This is a genomic window from Streptomyces sp. NPDC090021, assembly GCF_044748225.1.
Classification (GTDB): Bacteria; Actinomycetota; Actinomycetes; order Streptomycetales; family Streptomycetaceae; genus Streptomyces.
In genome coordinates, this window is the sequence record NZ_JBIVFO010000013.1 from 122,097 (window position 1) to 139,402 (window position 17,306).

At 73.8% G+C, this 17,306-nt stretch carries 18 protein-coding genes and 1 riboswitch; of the genes, 7 read left to right on the forward strand and 11 right to left on the reverse strand.

Features of this window, described 5'->3' with window-relative positions:
* Positions 1 to 6: 6 nt before the first annotated feature.
* The 5 genes from ACIPXC_RS13030 to ACIPXC_RS13050 all read right to left on the reverse strand — a co-directional run bounded on the left by ACIPXC_RS13030 (position 7) and on the right by ACIPXC_RS13050 (position 6,426).
* The gene (locus ACIPXC_RS13030) at positions 7 to 1,776 is read right to left on the reverse strand and encodes an ABC transporter ATP-binding protein (RefSeq protein ID WP_401616342.1); all 1,770 of its coding nucleotides are present in this window, start codon (positions 1,774 to 1,776) and stop codon (positions 7 to 9) included.
* Positions 1,773 to 3,059 (reverse strand): energy-coupling factor transporter transmembrane component T, encoded by a 1,287-nt coding sequence (locus ACIPXC_RS13035; protein ID WP_401616344.1) that lies wholly within the window; start codon positions 3,057 to 3,059, stop codon positions 1,773 to 1,775. Before ACIPXC_RS13035 ends, ACIPXC_RS13030 begins: the two co-directional genes overlap by 4 nt.
* Positions 3,056 to 3,712 carry an SCO2322 family protein gene (locus ACIPXC_RS13040; RefSeq protein ID WP_401616345.1) on the reverse strand — a complete coding sequence of 219 codons (657 nt, stop codon included), beginning with the start codon at positions 3,710 to 3,712 and terminating at the stop codon, positions 3,056 to 3,058. The genes ACIPXC_RS13035 and ACIPXC_RS13040 overlap by 4 nt, the downstream gene beginning before the upstream one ends.
* The gene (locus ACIPXC_RS13045) at positions 3,712 to 4,986 is read right to left on the reverse strand and encodes a prenyltransferase/squalene oxidase repeat-containing protein (RefSeq protein WP_401616347.1); all 1,275 of its coding nucleotides are present in this window, start codon (positions 4,984 to 4,986) and stop codon (positions 3,712 to 3,714) included. Before ACIPXC_RS13045 ends, ACIPXC_RS13040 begins: the two co-directional genes overlap by 1 nt.
* Positions 4,987 to 5,112: 126 nt before the next feature.
* Positions 5,113 to 5,192: riboswitch (cobalamin riboswitch) on the reverse strand.
* A gap of 184 nt (positions 5,193 to 5,376) precedes the next feature.
* Complete coding sequence (locus ACIPXC_RS13050; protein WP_401616349.1) at positions 5,377 to 6,426, reverse strand: MBL fold metallo-hydrolase; 1,050 nt, start codon at positions 6,424 to 6,426, stop codon at positions 5,377 to 5,379.
* A 181-nt stretch (positions 6,427 to 6,607) separates the two neighbouring features.
* Between ACIPXC_RS13050 and ACIPXC_RS13055 the strand changes: the two genes are divergently transcribed.
* Both ACIPXC_RS13055 and ACIPXC_RS13060 read left to right on the forward strand, forming a co-directional pair.
* A complete protein-coding gene (locus ACIPXC_RS13055; protein ID WP_401616350.1) occupies positions 6,608 to 8,071 on the forward strand; it encodes an aldehyde dehydrogenase in 1,464 nt (487 codons plus the stop codon).
* On the forward strand, positions 8,071 to 8,304 hold the full coding sequence (locus ACIPXC_RS13060; RefSeq protein WP_030656932.1) for a ferredoxin: 234 nt from the start codon (positions 8,071 to 8,073) through the stop codon (positions 8,302 to 8,304). The genes ACIPXC_RS13055 and ACIPXC_RS13060 overlap by 1 nt, the downstream gene beginning before the upstream one ends.
* A gap of 104 nt (positions 8,305 to 8,408) precedes the next feature.
* Here the strand turns inward: ACIPXC_RS13060 and ACIPXC_RS13065 are convergent, their stop codons facing one another.
* The 3 genes from ACIPXC_RS13065 to ACIPXC_RS13075 all read right to left on the reverse strand — a co-directional run bounded on the left by ACIPXC_RS13065 (position 8,409) and on the right by ACIPXC_RS13075 (position 9,885).
* On the reverse strand, positions 8,409 to 8,759 hold the full coding sequence (locus tag ACIPXC_RS13065) for a hypothetical protein (RefSeq protein ID WP_401616352.1): 351 nt from the start codon (positions 8,757 to 8,759) through the stop codon (positions 8,409 to 8,411).
* A gap of 48 nt (positions 8,760 to 8,807) precedes the next feature.
* Positions 8,808 to 9,179: a VOC family protein gene (locus ACIPXC_RS13070; protein ID WP_401616354.1), complete on the reverse strand. Its 372-nt coding sequence runs from the start codon at positions 9,177 to 9,179 to the stop codon at positions 8,808 to 8,810.
* Positions 9,180 to 9,261: 82 nt separating this feature from the next.
* A complete protein-coding gene (locus tag ACIPXC_RS13075) occupies positions 9,262 to 9,885 on the reverse strand; it encodes a TetR family transcriptional regulator (protein WP_401616356.1) in 624 nt (207 codons plus the stop codon).
* A gap of 217 nt (positions 9,886 to 10,102) precedes the next feature.
* On the opposite strand from ACIPXC_RS13075, the gene ACIPXC_RS13080 reads away from it, so the two are divergent.
* From ACIPXC_RS13080 to ACIPXC_RS13090, 3 genes are all read left to right on the forward strand, one after another.
* Positions 10,103 to 11,422 carry a glycosyltransferase family 4 protein gene (locus ACIPXC_RS13080; protein WP_401616358.1) on the forward strand — a complete coding sequence of 440 codons (1,320 nt, stop codon included), beginning with the start codon at positions 10,103 to 10,105 and terminating at the stop codon, positions 11,420 to 11,422.
* Between the two features lie 64 nt (positions 11,423 to 11,486).
* On the forward strand, positions 11,487 to 12,221 hold the full coding sequence (locus ACIPXC_RS13085; RefSeq protein ID WP_030852354.1) for a class I SAM-dependent methyltransferase: 735 nt from the start codon (positions 11,487 to 11,489) through the stop codon (positions 12,219 to 12,221).
* Positions 12,218 to 13,300, forward strand: a complete 1,083-nt coding sequence (locus ACIPXC_RS13090; protein ID WP_401616360.1) for a prenyltransferase — start codon at positions 12,218 to 12,220, stop codon at positions 13,298 to 13,300. The genes ACIPXC_RS13085 and ACIPXC_RS13090 overlap by 4 nt, the downstream gene beginning before the upstream one ends.
* A gap of 74 nt (positions 13,301 to 13,374) precedes the next feature.
* Here the strand turns inward: ACIPXC_RS13090 and ACIPXC_RS13095 are convergent, their stop codons facing one another.
* The gene (locus ACIPXC_RS13095) at positions 13,375 to 13,677 is read right to left on the reverse strand and encodes a hypothetical protein (protein WP_401616362.1); all 303 of its coding nucleotides are present in this window, start codon (positions 13,675 to 13,677) and stop codon (positions 13,375 to 13,377) included.
* A 112-nt stretch (positions 13,678 to 13,789) separates the two neighbouring features.
* On the opposite strand from ACIPXC_RS13095, the gene ACIPXC_RS13100 reads away from it, so the two are divergent.
* Positions 13,790 to 14,428 carry a hypothetical protein gene (locus tag ACIPXC_RS13100; RefSeq protein ID WP_401616364.1) on the forward strand — a complete coding sequence of 213 codons (639 nt, stop codon included), beginning with the start codon at positions 13,790 to 13,792 and terminating at the stop codon, positions 14,426 to 14,428.
* A gap of 234 nt (positions 14,429 to 14,662) precedes the next feature.
* Positions 14,663 to 15,046: a hypothetical protein gene (locus ACIPXC_RS13105; RefSeq protein WP_401616366.1), complete on the forward strand. Its 384-nt coding sequence runs from the start codon at positions 14,663 to 14,665 to the stop codon at positions 15,044 to 15,046.
* Between the two features lie 40 nt (positions 15,047 to 15,086).
* Here ACIPXC_RS13105 and ACIPXC_RS13110 read toward each other — a convergent pair whose 3' ends face one another.
* Together ACIPXC_RS13110 and ACIPXC_RS13115 are read right to left on the reverse strand one after the other, a co-directional pair.
* Positions 15,087 to 16,097 carry an LLM class F420-dependent oxidoreductase gene (locus tag ACIPXC_RS13110; RefSeq protein WP_401616368.1) on the reverse strand — a complete coding sequence of 337 codons (1,011 nt, stop codon included), beginning with the start codon at positions 16,095 to 16,097 and terminating at the stop codon, positions 15,087 to 15,089.
* Positions 16,098 to 16,385: 288 nt separating this feature from the next.
* A complete protein-coding gene (locus tag ACIPXC_RS13115; protein ID WP_401616370.1) occupies positions 16,386 to 17,210 on the reverse strand; it encodes a hypothetical protein in 825 nt (274 codons plus the stop codon).
* Positions 17,211 to 17,306 lie beyond the last annotated feature (96 nt).

Genomic DNA, 17,306 nt, shown 5'->3' on the forward strand with positions numbered 1-17,306 from the left:
GGCGGCTCACGAGGCGGTCCCTCCGGCACCCGCCGCGTCCAGGGCCCGCGTGACCTGGCCCACGGTGAGCCACTTCCCCGGCGCCAGCACCTTCGCGACCTGCGGCGCGAACGCCGGCGAGGACACCACGACCTCCGCCGTCGGACCGTCCGCGACCACCTCGCCGCCCGCCAGGATCACCACGCGGTCGGCCAGCTCGGCGGCGAGCTCCACGTCGTGCGTGGCCAGGACGACGGCGTGCCCCTCGGCGGCCAGCGCGCGCAGGACCTCGACCAGGCGGGCCTTGGCGGCGTAGTCCAGGCCGCGCGTGGGCTCGTCGAGCAGCAGCAGGGCGGGCCGGCCCGTGAGGACCAGCGCCAGCGCCAGGGCCAGACGCTGCCCCTCGGAGAGATCACGCGGATGCGTCTCGTCGACGACGCCCGGCAGCAGCTCCGACACCAGGTCACGGCAGGTACCGGGCGGTGCCCCGGCATCGGAGTCGGCGGCGGCGCACTCGGCGGCGACCGTGTCGGCGTACAGCAGGTCCCGGGGTTCCTGCGGGACGAGTCCGACGCGGCGCACCATCTCGGGCGGCGGCGTACGGTGCGGGGTCCGGCCGCCGACGGTCACCTCCCCGGTGGTGGGGGCGAGCGTGCCGACGAGGGCGGAGAGCAGGGTGGACTTGCCGGCGCCGTTGCGGCCCATCAGCGCGATCGTCTCGCCGGGCGCCACCGTGAGGTCGATGCCGTGCAGGACCTGGCGGGAGTCGCGGCGCACGCCGAGGTTGCGCACCCGAGCGGTGTCACCTGCGGCGGGCTCGGCGGGGTGCGGCTTGCCGCGGCGCAGCAGGCGGGCGAACAGTCCGGGTGCGGCGCCGTTGCCGGGGGCGCCGCCCCCGGGTCCGGGCAGAGCCCGGGAAGCGGCGGCGCGGGCGGGCGCGGCCAGGGGCGGTACCGGGTCGCCCGGGACGGAGCCCGCCGCGGGCGTGAGACGGGTGCGCAGCGGCGCGGCCCGGCGGCGGGCGTCGCGGACCGACAGGGGGAGCGGGGACCAGCCCGCGAGGCGGCCCAGGGCGACCACCGGCGGGTGCACCGGGGAGAGGGCCATCACCTCCGCCGGGGAGCCCAGCACCGGCGCCGCGCCGCGGGCGGGCAGCAGCAGGACGCGGTCGGCGTACTGCACCACCCGCTCCAGCCGGTGCTCCGCCATCAGCACGGTGGTGCCCAGGTCGTGGACCAGACGCTGTAGGACCGCCAGCACCTCCTCCGCCGCCGCCGGGTCCAGCGCGGACGTCGGCTCGTCGAGCACCAGCACCTTCGGGTGCGTCGTCAGCACCGAGCCGATCGCGACCCGCTGCTGCTGGCCGCCGGACAGCGTCGTGATCGGCCGGTCGCGCAGCTCGTTCAGGCCCAGCAGGTCGAGGGTCTCCTCCACCCGGCGGCGCATCACCGCGGGCGGCAGGCCCAGGGACTCCATCCCGTAGGCCAGCTCGTCCTCCACCACGTCCGTCACGAAGTGGGCCAGGGGATCCTGGCCCACCGTGCCCACCACGTCCGCGAGCTCCCGCGGCCGGTGCGTCCGCGTGTCACGGCCCGCGACGGTGACCCGGCCGCGCAGGGTGCCGCCCGTGAAGTGCGGGACCAGACCGGAGACCGTCCCCAGCAGAGTGGACTTGCCGACCCCGGACGGGCCGACCAGCAGCGTCAGCTCGCCCTCCGGGACCACCAGGTCGACGCCCCGCACCGAAGGGCCGGCGGCGCCGTCGTAGCTGACCGACACCTGCTCGAAGCGGATCACTGCGACGCCTCCTTCGGCGGTACGGGTGCCACGAAGGCGGGCAGCAGGCCGATCAGGACCGCGGCCGCCGGCCACAGGGGCAGCGAGGGCGCCACCAGCGGGACCACCCCCGGGTGCATACCGGCCGGATCGACACCGCCGGCGTGGATGAGCAGGCCCGCGACGGCCGCCCCGGAACCGGCGACCAGCCACGCGCGCGCACCCCACCGGTCGGGCCGGTAGCGGGTGCGCACCGACCGGCGCCCGCCGAGCCGCAGCCCCGCCAGCGCCAGGACCACGCCGACGCCGAGCACGGGCAGCCCGTACGCGGCGCCCTGCGCGGCCAGCAGACCGTACGTCCCCGCGCACATGCCGAGCAGGCCGCCGAGGGTGAGGACGGTGGTGGTGTGCCGGACGGCCGGCGGGACCTGCGCCGTACGGCCGTAGCCGCGGGCGTCCATCGACGCGGCGACCGCGACCGAGCGTTCCAGGGCGCCCTCCAGCACCGGCAGGCCGATCTGCAGGACGGCCTTGACGCCGCCGGTGGGGCGGCCGCGCAGTCGGCGGGCCGTGCGCAGGCGCACGACGTCGGCGACCATGTTCGGCGCGAAGGTCATGGCGACGACGACCGCGACCCCGGCCTCGTACAGGGCGGCCGGCAGGGACTTCAGCAGCCGCGCCGGATTGGCGAGGGCGTTCGCGGCGCCCACGCAGACCAGGAGCGCGGCCAGCTTCGCGCCGTCGTAGAACGCGAAGACGAGCTGCTCGGCGGTGACCCTTCCGCCGAACCGGATGCCCTGCGCCCACGCGGGCAGCGGGACCTCCGGCAGGACGAACAGGACGTGCGTGCCGGGGATGGGCGAGCCCAGGAGCATCGAGAAGAGCAGGCGCAGGCCGATGACGAACAGGCCGAGCTTGAGGAACGCCCCGTAGGAACGGGCCCAGGGCGCGTCCGTGCGGCGCGCCGCCACCACGAAACCGGCGACGCCGACGATCAGTCCGAGCACGAGCGGATTGGTCGTGCGGGACGCGGCGGTGGCCAGACCGAGGGCCCACAGCCACCAGGCCCCCGCGTGCAGGGCGGTGGCCCGGCCGTCCTGCGGGGCTCTGAACCTTTCGTACGACGACCGGCGCGGCGCGTCCGCCGCGGCCGCGCTCCGGCGGGCCGGGGGCACGCCGCCGCCGGGTGCGGCTCCGAGCGGCGGGCCGCCCGCGGTCGCGCCCGCGGCTTCGTTCGCAGCTCCGCCGAGTGTGGTGGGAGCCCCGGCGGATGCTCCGGCGGGGCGCGGCGCGGGGTGCGTCATCGGCCCCGGCGGCGGGACTGCCAGACACCCGCGGCGGCCAGGACGGCGACCGCGGCGATGCCCACCAGCAGGCCCGCGGACGGGCCGCCGCCCGGCGCGGACCCGGACGGCCCGTCGGACGCCCGCGCCGCGCCGGTCTCCGCCATCTGCTCCCCGCAGCCGTGCTGCGGATAGCCCGAGATCGCGCACAGCAGCGCGGCGCTGTTGTAGCGCAGCGGCTTCGCGACCGCCGCCAGCGCCTCGGCCGTCGTGGCCTCCGGCGCCAGCTGCGCGCAGGCCGTGCGCGGGGCCTCCTGCGGCACCACTTCGCCCGTCGGGGCGTCCGCCTGCACACCGAAGTCGATGACGAGGGCCACCCGCTTGCGGCCCTCCACCGGGGCGGTGGCCCCGCACACGGCCTCGAAGTCGGCTGCGGCCCGGGGCTTCGCCGCCTCGGCCGCCGCGTCCTTGCTCACCGCGAAGCGGAAGCCCTGTACGGAGCCGTCCGCGGGGCGGGCCAGGGACGGCCCCTGCGTGGCGTACGACCACTGGCCGCCGTCCGCGCCGTCCCAGAACGACCAGTAGCGGTAGCCGGCCGCCAGCGCCGGAGCGGCGGCCAGCAGGGTCAAGGCGATGCCGAGGGCGAGGGCCGCGGCGGGCAGGCGGTGGCGCATCAGAGCTGGTTCTTCTTCCGGCGGCCGCTCAGCAGGATGCCGATGCCCACACCGGCCGCGGCGCCCGCGCCGATGATCCACCAGACGTTCTGGCCGCCGGAGGGCTCCTTCGTCTCGCTGTCCACCTCGGTCGCGCCGGTGTCCGGGCCCTGCGGGGCCGGGCCCGTCGCGTTCAGCGCGGCCACCAGGTCGGTGCCGCCGAAGGACTTCGGGTCGGTGCCGGTGGCGTGCGCGGCGAGGACCAGGGTGCCCAGGGCCGCCGGGGAGTCCTTGGCCCACGCGGCGGAGTTGGCCTTCAGCCACTCCAGCGCGCCCGCCGCCGACTGCTTGTGCCCGGCCGCGGCCAGCGCGATCACCGCGTCGGCGGTGTTGCCGGTGTCCGCGGTCGGCTGGTCCGCACCCGGGGTGACGGCGGTGAGGTGGCCGTCCTTCCTGAGGGCCTCGGCCAGGTAGCCGGCCGCACCCTGGGCGGCGGCCGCGGCGCCGGCCGCCGGGTCCGCGGCGGGTGCTGCCGGGCAGGTCAGCGGGGCGGCGGGGGTGTCCGTACCAGACGGGACGACGGCCGTGCCCGTGCCGAGGCCGGCCAGCGTCGCCGCGGCCGTGGCGTCGGCGTTGGCGGTCAGCTTGCCGCCGACCGGCTGGAACGCGAAGGCGCCCCGGTCGGTGGCCGGCTCGGCGGTGCAGCCCAGCTGGAAGGAGAGCAGCGCCTCGTAGGGGGACTTGCCCGCCTTCGACTTCGTCTCGGCCGGCTTCTCGCCCGCCGCGGTCAGGGCGCTGATCACGATGGCGGTCGAGTTGGCGTCGGTGCCGCCGTCCATGGCGCCGCCGGGGTTGGAGCTCCAGCCGCCGTCCTCGTTCTGTACGGACTTCAGCCAGCCGACCGCCTTCTTGACGCTGTCGTCGTGGCCGCCGAGCGCGGCCAGCGCCTGCACGGCCGCGGCCGTCGCGTTGGAGTCGATGTAGGCCGTCGCGTCGCAGTCCTTGGAGGTGTCCGCGCGGAAGGCGGGGAAGGAGCCGTTCGCGCACTGCTGGCCGACCAGCCAGTCCACGGCCTGCGCGGCGGGCTTGACGCCCACGGTGTCCTGGGCGAGCAGCGCAAAGGACTGCCGCCACACGCCGTCGTAGGTGGGGTCCTTCTTGCCGTGGAGCCCGGAGGGGATGACCGGGGGCGCGGAGGGGGAGGGCGGCGCGGTGTCGGCGAGGGCTGCGGGGGCGACACCCACGCAGAGCACGGCGGAGGCGGCGAGCGCGGCGGCGCTGCGGCGGACGGTCATGGGGCGGGTGCCTCTCCTGCTGGGGAACCGGGGCAGGCACGCACGGGCACCGGGCTCCGGCTCCGTTTTCCTCGACGGTGCCGGCCGCCGGGGGACCGGCGGCACGAGCCGCGCACTTACGGTACGGGGCATTCCGGCTCCCCGCCGGGCTGGTGCCGGGGCGGGTCACGGTTGCGGGTCAGCGCCGGAATCGCACCGGCTTCCCCCCGTACGGAGTGTGGACGACCGCCTCACTCTACCGGCCCGTAGCCCCGGGACCGGGGGGTGTGGGTTGGATCATGGCCGGGCCCGGCCCGCCCTCGCGGCGCCCGGTACGTCACCGGGTGGGAGCCGGGGGGCCGCCTCACAGTGTCCGGTACGTCACCTGTCGGGTGGCTGCCGGGGGCCGCCTCACAGTGCCCGGTACGTCACCGGGTCGGTGCCGGGGACCGCCTCGGCGCGGCCCTGCTTCACCAGCCGCCGCAGATGTGCCTCCGCCTCCGAGACGGCGATGTTGCGGGAGCCGTACGGGATCTGCTCCCAGGGCCGGTTCCACTCCATCCGCTCCGCGAGCCCCCACGGGGTCAGCGGTTCGGCCAGCAGCTCCCACAGTCCCGACAGGCGTTCCTCGTGGTGGTCGAGCAGTTCCCGTACGCGGGCGGGCGCGTCGGTGAAGGCGTGCTGGTGGGCGGGGAGCACCTCGGCGGGCGCGAGGCGGCCGATGCGTTCGAGGGAGTCGAGGTAGTCGCCGAGGGGGTCGGTGACGCGGGTGTCCTCGGGGGCCTCGTAGAGGCCGATGTGCGGGGAGATCCCGGGCAGCAGGTGGTCGCCGGAGAAGAGGCGGCCGTTGCCGGGGAGGTTTGCCGGATGCTGTTCCTCCAGGTGCAGGCAGACGTGGCCGGGGGTGTGGCCGGGTGTCCAGATCGCCCGCAGCCGGCGCCCGGCGAGGGGCAGCAGTTCGGCTGGGACGATCTCCCGGTCGGGGACGGCTGCACGCAGGCCGGGCAGGGTCCGCATGCGGCCGTTCGCGCGGGCGGCGCGCAGCGGGGCGATGTGCTCCTCGGGGGCTCCGGCGGCGGTGAGCTTCGCGCTCATGTAGTCGAACCAGACGCGCGGCTCGGCGGAGCGGGTGCGGACGACGACCTCGGTGTCGGCGGCGTGCATGGCGATCCACGCGCCCGACGCCTCGCGGACCCGGCCGGAGAGCCCGTGGTGGTCGGGGTGGTGGTGGGTGATGACCACGCCGTGGACGTCGGCGATCGCGATGCCGAGTGCGGCGAGGCCGGCGACGAGGGTGTCCCATGACTCGGGGTCGTCCCAGCCGGTGTCGACGAGGACCGGGCCGCGGTCGGTGTCGAGGACGTGGACGAGGGTGTGTCCGAGGGGGTTGTCGGGGATGGGCACCTTGATCCCCCACACGCCTCCGCCGTGATCGGTGACCTGTGACGTGTCCTGCGGCATGAGCCCTCCGCCTGTCGACCGTCCTCCGACGAGAACGCGTTCCATTAGTAGCCCAAGTCGACCATCTTTACGGCCTTCTGGCTAGTCGTTGGATCTTCTTCGCTCTTCCGTCCTGGCCGTGGACTCCTAGAACTAGAACTGGTATCAGTTCGGGAACGCCAAGCCGCAGGAGGCCTCAGCCATGACGGAGCTCGTGCACCACGGAAAGCTGTTCATCGGCGGCGAGTGGACGGATCCACTGGGCACCGACACCATCCGGATCGTCTCCCCCCACACCGAGCAGGTCATCGGCTCCGTCCCGCACGCCTCCGAGGCGGACGTCGACCGCGCCGTCGCCGTCGCGCGCAAGGCCTTCGACGAGGGACCCTGGCCGCGGATGACGCTGGAGGAGCGCATCGCGGTCGTCTCCCGGATCAAGGACGCCATCGCCGTCCGCCACGAGGAGATAGCCCGCTCGATCAGCTCCCAGAACGGCTCCCCGTACTCATGGAGCGTCCTGGCCCAGGCGCTCGGCCCGATGATGGTCTACGACGCCGCGATCACCGTCGCGCGCGCCTACCCGTACGAGGAGCACCGCCAGGGCGTCCTCGGGCCGATCCTGGTGCGCCGCGAGCCCGTGGGCGTCGTCGCCGCCGTCATCCCGTGGAACGTCCCGCAGTTCGTGGCGGCCGCCAAGCTGGCCCCCGCGCTGCTGTCCGGCTCCACTGTGATCCTCAAGCCCTCCCCGGAGGCGCCGCTCGACTCCTACATCCTCGCCGACATCGCGCGCGAGGCCGGAGTGCCCGAGGGCGTACTGTCGATCCTGCCCGCCGACCGGGAGGTCAGCGAGTACCTCGTCGGCCACCCCGGCATCGACAAGGTCGCCTTCACCGGCTCGGTCGCCGCCGGCCGGCGCGTGATGGAGGTCGCCGCACGCAACCTCACCCGGGTCACCCTCGAACTCGGCGGGAAGTCCGCCGCCGTCGTCCTCCCGGACGCCGACATGGAGAGCGCCGTGGCCGGGATCGTGCCCGCCGCCTGGATGAACAACGGCCAGGCCTGCGTGGCCCAGACCCGGATCCTCGCCCCCCGCAGCCGCTACGAGGAGGTGGCCGAGGCCCTCGCGGCGGCGGCCGGCGCGCTGGTCGTCGGCGACCCGCTCGACCCGGCGACGCAGCTCGGCCCGCTCGTCGCGCAGCGCCAGCAGCAGCGCTCCTTGGACTACATCCGGATCGGCCAGGAGGAGGGCGCGAAGGTGCTGGCGGGCGGCGGCCGCCCGGCCGGCCTCGACCAGGGCTGGTACGTGGAGCCCACCCTCTTCGGCGACGTCGACAACACCATGCGGATCGCCCGCGAGGAGATCTTCGGCCCCGTCGTCTGCCTGATCCCGTACGGGGACGAGGAGGAGGCCGTACGGGTCGCCAACGACTCCGACTTCGGGCTCAGCGGCAGCGTCTGGACCGGCGACGTCGGACACGGCATCGACTTCGCCCGCCGGATCCGCACCGGCACCTTCAACGTGAACACCTTCAGCCTGGACATGCTGGGGCCGTTCGGCGGCTACAAGAACAGCGGACTGGGGCGGGAGTTCGGCCCGGAGGGCCTGAGCGAGTACCTGGAGCACAAGATGATCCACCTGCCCGCGGGCCACGAGGCGGGTGCCTGATGGGCGACCGCTGGCAGGTCGAGGTGGACCGGGGGGTGTGCATCGGCTCGGGCATGTGCGTGAACCACGCCCCGGACGGCTTCGTCCTGGACTCGGCGCGCCAGTCCCACCCCCGCAGTCCGCAGTCGGACGCGAACGAACCGGTCCTGACGGCGGCGGAGGGCTGCCCGGTCGAAGCCATCATGATCACCCTGGCCGCCACCGGCGAACCGGTCTTCCCTCCGGAGGAGTAGAGGCCAGGGGGCGTCCGGCGGAGGACCGGCGCCGGACGCCGCGGGGCGGGAGCCGTCGGGCCCCCCGCTCCGTGGCGGCGGCCCGGGGGCCGCGACCGAGGCCGTCAGAGCTCGTACGGGTACGCCTCGATCCGCGATGACACGAACGAGATGCGCCGGCCGGGCTCCGGCCCGTCCCCGCCGCAGGCGACTTCCACCAGCACCACGTCCGTGCCGACCCTGAGCTCCACCACGGGGTCCCCGGGCCCGCCGACCCCCAGCACCTCACCGGTCACGACCACCCCGTCCGGGCCGATCGCCATGTCCTGCGAGGCCGTCGGTGACGCGGGAACCCACTCGGTGACCGGGGCGGGGACGGTGAGTTCGACGAAGGCGTCGGTGCCCTGCGGGGGGAGCGGGCCGCCCATCCAGCGGGTGACCGCGTTCCCGTGCCCAGCCCTGCAGCGAAAGGTCACGCGTCGTCCTGCCTCGTCGACCCGGTTCACGAAGACGTGCACGGGGCCTCACTTCCGCTCGGCGGCGCTCCGCTCGACACAGAACTCGTTGCCCTCGGGGTCGGCGAGGGTCACCCACCCGGTCCCGTCGGGCCTGCGGTGATCGCCGACGACGGTGGCGCCCAGGGCGAGGATGCGCTCGACCTCCTCGTCACGGGTGCGGTCCTGCGGCTGGAGGTCCACGTGCACACGGTTCTTGACGCTCTTGACGTCGGGAACCGTCACGAAGAGCAGCGTCGATCCGGGCGCCGATACCAGCGCCTCGGGGTCCCCGGGGAAGTCGTCGTCCGCCAGCGAGCCGTCCAGGACGGCGGCCCAGAACCGGCCCAGCCGGTAGGCGTCGGAACAGTCAACGGTGATGTGACGTATGAGAGAAGCCATGGGCCGGACTATCGACCGGCTGCCCTCCCGCTGTCCAGCGAATAGGCCGGGGCGGGCGCTGCCGGGCGGGGGAGCGGTCGCTTCAGGACTTTTCCGGGGACGTCAGGTCGATGAGACGGCAGACCGTTTCGATGTCGATCTTCACCTGGGCGATCGAGGCGCGGCCCGACAGCCAGGTGATCAGTGCGGAGTGCCAGGTGTGCTCGATGACGCGGACCGCCGACAGCTGCTCCGCGGTCGGGGTGTGCTCCAGACCCATCGCGTCCAGGATGATCGCCGTGGTCAGCCGGGACACGGTGTCGACCTCGGGGCTCACGCTGCGGTCCGCGAAGGTCAGCGCCCGCACCATCGCGTCGGCCAGCTGCGGCTCCCGCTGGAGCGCGCGGAAGGCGCGCATCAGGGTCTCCGCGACCCTGGCCGCCGGTTCCTCCCCGGCGGGCGGCCGCTTGCGCAGCGTGGTGTGCAGGTGCTGGAGCTGGTCCTGCATGGTGGCGACCAGCAGGTGCACCTTGGAGGGGAAGTAGCGGTAGAGGGTGCCCAGCGCCACGCCGGCCGCCTCGGCGACCTCGCGCATCTGGACGGCGTCGAAACCGCCCCGGCTGGCCAGCTGGGCGCTCGCGTGCAGGATCCGGCGACGGCGTGCCTCCTGGCGCTCCGTCAGGGGAGGCGACGCCGGTGTGGTGACGGCCTTCACTTCCGCACTCATGTGTCCCGTTCCGTGTCGTTGCGCGGGCTGTCTCCGGTGCTGATCCGCAGCCAGCATCGCAGGCGTCGCGTCGTGGCGCGAATCACCTGCTCCACCTCTTACGGTGTGGTTTCCGGCCGGTAGATTCAATGCTCTTGGACGGATCAAGTCTGAAACTTGTTCTACATTATCCGAGCGGTTACGCTCCGGCGAAAGCGCAGTGAGAAGGGGGCCGAGAGTGACCGCTGAGGCCGTGGCGACGAGCCCTTTCGCGGGTCCCGCCGACGACGGCGAGCGTCCGCTGCGCATCGCCCTCCTCACCTACAAGGGGAACCCGTTCTGCGGCGGTCAGGGCGTCTACGTCCGGCACCTCTCGCGCGAGCTGGTCCGCCTCGGACACTCCGTCGAGGTGATCGGCGCACAGCCCTACCCGGTGCTCGACACGGGCGCCACGCTCACCGAACTCCCGAGCCTCGACCTGTACCGCAGCCCCGATCCCTTCCGCACACCGGGGCGCGACGAGTACCGGGACTGGATCGACGCCCTGGAAGTCGCGACGATGTGGACCGGCGGCTTCCCCGAGCCGCTGACCTTCTCGCTGCGGGCCCGCCGCCACCTGCGGGCGCGGGCCGGCGAGTTCGACGTCGTCCACGACAACCAGACCCTCGGCTACGGCCTGCTCGGCGATGTCGGCGCCCCGCTGGTGACGACGATCCACCACCCCATCACCGTCGACCGCAAGCTCGACCTCGACGCCGCGCAGGGCCGCATGAAGCGGGCCTCCGTACGCCGCTGGTACGCCTTCACCCGCATGCAGGGCCGCGTGGCCCGCAAGCTGCCGTCGGTGCTGACCGTCTCCGGATCCTCCAAGCAGGAGATCGCCGACCATCTCGGTGTCCGTGACGAGCGCATCCACGTCGTGCACATCGGAGCCGACACCGATCTGTGGTCGCCCGACGCCTCGGTGGCCGAGGTCCCCGGCCGCATCGTGACCACCTCCAGCGCCGACGTCCCCCTCAAGGGCCTCGTCTTCCTCGTCGAGGCGCTCGCGAAGCTGCGCACCGAGCAGCCCGACGCCCACCTCGTCGTCGTCGGCAAGCGCGCCGAGCAGGGCCCCGTCGCCCGTGCCATCGAGACGTACGGCCTCCAGGACGCCGTCCGCTTCGTGAAGGGCATCACCGACGCCGAGCTCGTCGACCTGGTGCGCAGCGCCGAGGTGGCGTGCGTGCCTTCGCTGTACGAGGGCTTCTCGCTCCCGGCGGCCGAGGCCATGGCCACCGGCACCCCGCTCGTCGCCACCACCGGCGGTGCGATCCCCGAGGTCGCCGGCCCCGACGGCGAGACCTGCCTCGCCGTGCCGCCCGGTGACGCCGGCGCCCTGGCCGCCGCACTGGGCCGGATGCTCGGCGACCCGCGGCTACGGGCCCGTCTCGGTGCCGCCGGACGCGAACGGGTCCTGACCCGGTTCACGTGGGCCGCCGCCGCCGAGGGAACCGCCGCGCACTACCGCGCAGCCATCGAGCGGTCCCGGGTCGCCCGCAGCCGCCGCGCGCGGTGATCTTCCGCCTCGTCCACACCGTCCCCACCCCCGAACACCCCCGCGACCGCGAAGGCAGGACCCCGTGCTGACCGTCGATTTCTCCCGGTTCCCGCTCGCCGCAGGCGATCGTGTGCTCGACCTCGGCTGTGGCGCGGGCCGCCACGCCTTCGAGTGCTACCGGAGAGGCGCCCAGGTGGTCGCCGTCGACCGCAACGGCGAGGAGATCCGCGAGGTCGCCAAGTGGTTCGCCGCGATGAAGGAGGCCGGTGAGGCCCCGGCCGGCGCCACCGCCACCGCGATGGAGGGCGACGCCCTCGCGCTGCCCTTCCCCGACGACTCCTTCGACGTCGTCATCATCTCCGAGGTCATGGAGCACATCCACGACGACAAGGGCGTCCTCGCGGAGATGGTCCGCGTGCTCAAGCCCGGCGGACGCATCGCCATCACCGTCCCGCGCTACGGCCCGGAGAAGATCTGCTGGGCGCTCTCCGACGCCTACCACGAGGTCGAGGGCGGCCACATCCGCATCTACAAGGCGGACGAACTGCTCGGCAAGATGCGGGCAGCGGGCCTCAAGCCGTACGGCACGCACCACGCGCACGGGCTGCACTCCCCGTACTGGTGGCTCAAGTGCGCCTTCGGCGTGGACAACGACAAGGCGCTGCCGGTCAAGGCGTACCACAAGCTCCTGGTCTGGGACATCATGAAGAAGCCGCTCGCGACACGGCTCGCGGAGCAGGCCCTCAACCCCCTCATCGGCAAGAGCTTCGTCGCGTACGCGACCAAGCCCCACCTTCCCGTCGGCGCGGCGCAGTGAGCTCGCCCGGGCGTACCGAACACCTGGTCCTGGACGGCGTACTGACCGCGCAGCAGGCCGCCGAGACGGTCGCGGGCATCCTCGCGGTGCAGCGCGCCGACGGCGCCATCCCGTGGTTCCGCGGTCACCACCTCGACCCGTGGGACCACACCGAGGCGGCGATGGCGCTGGACGCGGCCGGGGAGCACGAGGCCGCCGAGCGGGCGTACGCGTGGCTGGCGCGGCACCAGAACCAGGACGGTTCCTGGTACGCGGCCTACGCCGACCGGCCGGGTGGTGTGGACACCGCCGAGCCGCAGGACGCGAGCCGCGAGAGCAACTTCACCGCCTACATAGCCGTCGGTGTCTGGCACCACTACCTGTCGACCGGCGACGACACCTTCCTCGACCGCATGTGGCCGGCCGTCTACTCGGCCGTGGAGTGCGTCCTGTCGCTCCAGCAGCCGGGCGGCGAGATCGGCTGGAAGCGGGAGGCGGACGGGACGCCGGTCACGGACGCGCTGCTGACCGGGTCGTCCTCCATCCACCAGGCGCTTCGCTGCGCGCTGGCCATCGCCGAGCACCGCGAGGAGCCGCAGCCGGACTGGGAGCTCGCGGCGGGTGCGCTGCGGCATGCGATACGCCGTCACCCCGAGCGGTTCCTGGACAAGGACCGCTATTCGATGGACTGGTACTACCCGGTCCTCGGTGGCGCCCTGACCGGCGCCGAGGCCACGGCGCGGATCGAGAGCCGCTGGGACGAGTTCGTGGTGGCGGACCTGGGGGTGCGGTGCGTCCTGCCGAACCCGTGGGTGACGGGCGGCGAGTCCTGCGAGCTGGCGCTCGCGCTGTGGGCGACGGGGGAGTCGGACCGGGCGCTGGAGATCCTGCGGTCGATCGGGCACCTGCGCGCGGACAACGGCATGTACTGGACGGGGTACGTCTTCCAGGACGACGCGGTGTGGCCGGTGGAGCAGACGACGTGGACCGCGGGGTCGCTGCTGCTGGCCGTCGCGGCGCTGGGCGGGGACGAGGCCACCACCGAGGTGTTCGGCGGGGGTTCGCTCCCGGCCGGGCTGGAGCCGGACTGCTGCGGCTGAGCCGGACCTGATGCGAAGAAGGGCCCCTCCCGCCCGGCGGCGGGAGGGGCCCCTTCGTGCCGTCGGGGCCGCCGTCAGCGGCGGTAGAGCCAGCCGGCGACGGCGTGGCCGATCAGGACGTAGACGACGGCGGCCAGGCCGTAGCCGACGAGGACCTGGATCCACTCGTGGCTGAAGGTGAACAGGTCGTAGGACCAGCCGGCCAGCCGGCTCGCGGTGGAGTGGATGAAGTCGACCAGTGCGTTGCCCTGGTTGGCATCCAGGAACCAGAGCAGGATCCACAAGACGATCACGAAGGCCAGCGCGTCCGCCACCAGAGCGACGGCCCGCCCTGCCTGACTGCTTCCTCGGGTGCGTACTCGCGTGTGTGAGGTCATGGCGGGCGTGTTGCCGCCGGGGTGCGTCGCAAACCCGAACGGGTCCGCCGGGTGGCGGGCCCGCGGGGCCGGGGTGAGGCTGCGGGGGACGCCTGAGTTCCCGGAGGAAACCGTGTCCGTACCCACGACCGTCCGATTCCGTCGCGCCCTCACGGCGGTGGTCCTGTCGACCGCGCTGCTGGCCGGTGCCACCGCCTGCGGCAGCGGTGGCGGCGGTACCCAGCGGGAGGAGCTGTCCGCCGCCTCGATGGGTGAGCTGGCCGCGCTCGCCGCGGCGGAGCCGGTGGCGGTGGAGGCCGACGAGCGGGCCGCCGTGACGCCGTCGCCGAGCACGTCGGCGGAGAAGCAGAAGTTCGCCAAGACGCGTTTCGTGGCCAACGCGTCGCTCGCGGCGGGCGCGACGTATCAGTGGATCGTCAAGCCGTACCGGGAGGGCAAGTTCAAGAAGGGGGCGAAGGGCCGGACGTTCGCGCTCATCAAGGCGGGCCTGGCGGGCGCGTTCGCGTACAACCGGCTCAAGGCGGCGGCCGACAACGCCCAGGGCGACCCGCTGCTGTCGAAGGCGGTCGCCCCGCTGACGGCGGGCATCGAGTCGCTGAAGGGACTCGGCAGCAAGCTGCGCAAGGGTCAGGCGGGGGACGCCGACATCTCGTCCTTCGACGCCGTCATCAACGGCATCAAGGAGGCCGGCAGGAGCGCGGGCGTCGAGGTGACCAACCAGGTCCCGAGCGCCTCCCAGCTCGGCGGCTAGTGCTGTGGCGGGAAAGGTTTGCCGTCTCGCGGCGTCCGATGCGGTGCATCGCAAGGCGGAGGGCCGCGGCTCGTACCGGACGTACTTCCGTGGTCCGACAACGCGGCGAGGTGCCGTACCGGGCGTCGTGAGGCGGTGAACCTTTCCGGTCACAGCACCTAGCCCCGACACCACCGGGCCCGGGCCGGAGGGCGGCGACGCCGCCCCCGGCCGCCGGCTGTTTCAATGGGGCGTGTGATCGAGTACGTGTTGCTGGCCGGTGGGGTCGTCGGGGTCGGATGGCTGGTGCGGCGCAGGCATCTGGCGCGGGCGGGCGCCGCTCCCGTGCCGGGGATCCCGGGGATGGCGCGGCAGCCGGCCGGTCAGGGGCGCTGGCGGCCGGGACGGGTGTACGTCGAGGGGGGTGCGGCCCGCTGGGTTCCCGAGCGTGGGGAGGCCGTGGCGCTGCCCGGGGGCCGGGCCACCGGGGTGCGGGTTCCCTCGATGAAGGAGGGGATCTCCATCAACCCGGGCTCGCGGATCGTGGCCTGTGCGTACAACGGCGGCGGCAGCATCGAGATCGCCGTGATGCCGCTGGACGTGCGCGAGCTGCTGGAGGCCCTGCCGCAGGCGCAGTGAGCGCACTGCGGTGTCCCGTCCGTACCGGCGGCCCCCCTCCTCAGCTGTTGAGCTCCGCCAGGACGCGCAGGGTGTGCGGGTCCGGGGCCGTCACGAGCAGGTCCGTGACCGGGCCCTTGCGCCACATCTCCAGCCGTTCCGCGATCCGCTCCCGGGGGCCGACCAGGGAGATCTCGTCGGCGAACGCGTCCGGGACGGCGAGTACCGCCTCCTCCTTGCGGCCGGCGAGGAAGAGCTGCTGGATGCGGCGGGCCTCCTCCTCGTAGCCCATCCGCGCCATCAGGTCGGCGTGGAAGTTGCGGGCCGCGTGGCCCATGCCGCCGATGTAGAAGCCGAGCATGGCCTTGACCGGGAGCAGGCCCTCGGTGACGTCGTCGCAGACCCTGGCGCGGGCCATCGGGGCGATCATGAAGCCCGGGGGGAGGTCGGTGAGGGAGGCCCGGTAGACGTCCGTGCGGCTGGGTGACCAGTACAGCGGCAGCCAGCCGTCCGCGATCCGGGTGGTCTGGGCGATGTTCTTCGGGCCCTCGGCGCCCAGCAGTACCGGGAGGTCCGGGCGCAGCGGGTGGGTGATGGGCTTGAGGGACTTGCCGATGCCGGTGGCGTCCGAGCCCCGGTACGGGTGGCTGTGGAAGCGGCCGTCCAGTGCGACCGGGCCCTCGCGGCGCAGGACCTGGCGGATGACGTCGATGTACTCGCGGGTCGCGGTCAGCGGGCTCGCCGGGAAGGGGCGCCCGTACCAGCCTTCGACCACCTGGGGGCCGGACAGGCCCAGGCCCAGCATCATCCGGCCGCCGGAGAGGTGGTCCAGGGTGAGGGCGTGCATCGCGGTGGCGGTCGGGGTGCGGGCGGCCATCTGGGCGATGGCGGTGCCCAGGCGGATCCGTGAGGTGTGCGCGGCGATCCAGGTCAGGGGGGTGAAGGCGTCGGAGCCCCAGGCCTCGGCGGTCCACACGGAGTCGTAGCCGAGCCTTTCGGCCTCGGTGGCGAGGTCGAGGTGGGCGGGGCCCGGGCCGCGGCCCCAGTAGCCGAGTGCGAGTCCGAGGCGCATGGCGCTCCCTCCAATCGTAACTGACGATGCGTCAGGCGACTGTAGGGCAACGGCCCCCCGCCCGGAAGGGCGGGAGGCCGTAGGGGCCGGGCCGCGCTGCTTGCTGAAGCAGCCGGTGATGTCGGCGATGAGGTCGACGGTGCCCCACCCGTTTTCAACTCATCGCATATGAGAGCTGGTCGGGTCGCTGCCACTGACCCGTACCGACAGGCCCGAACGCACGACGCCCCACCGGGGACCGGTGGGGCGTCGTGGTGGAACGCGGTGGGGTGCGGTGGGGTGCGGGAATCAGCCGCGCTGGATTCCCGAGGTGTCGCTCAGGATGCCGCGACGGCCGTCCTGCGTCTGCGCCACCAGCGCGCCGCCGCCACGCTGCTCGACCGCCAGGTACCAGGTGCCCGGCGCGAGTTCGGCGATCTGCGTGGGCGAGCCGTCCTCGGCGAAGAGGGGACGGGCCACCGGCACGGCGAACCAGAACGGGCTGAAGTCCGCCGCCGGGGCGGGCGTCGCCGCCCGGTGGCCGGCACCGGAGTCCTGAGGCCCGGGCGCCGGAGCCGGCGTGCCCGAGCCGCCGTACGGCGGGACCGGCTGCGGGGTGGAACCGTACGGCTGCTGCCCGCCCGGGTAGCCGTACCCGGCACCCGGCTGCGGCTGGCCGCCGTACGGCTGCGGGGCGGCGGGCCGGGCCTCGGGCACCAGCGGACCGGCGAGCGCCGGAACCTTCGCGCCGAAGAGGGCCACGCCCGCCAGGGCCACCGTGGAGAGGAAGGCGATGACCGAGCCCGCGCCCAGGTCGAACGTGTTCGGGCAGGTGATCAGCGCCCACAGCGCGGACCAGGCGGCCGACACGGCGAGGACCGTACCCCACGCCGCCAGCGGCAGGCCGAGGACCTTGCGGCTCTCCGGCTGGAAGCGGCCCGCGATGAGCAGGCCGGCGGCGACGAAGCCGAGCAGGAAGACGCTGGGGAGCACCAGGCGGTAGAAGTCGGTGTCCCAGGGGCTCGGGAGGTCGACGCCCGTGGCGGAGTAGAAATCGAGGAACGAGGCGATGAACAGCAGCACCGCTGCTCCGATCACCACGCCGTCGCCTCGAGTGAGGGAGCGGATGTTCACGTCTTAGGTGTCCTTCTCGGTCTCGGTCGTCTCGTGGTGCCGCGGTCGCAGCGCAGACCGTGCCTGCAGCAGGGCGGGCGGCACCATGGTACGGAG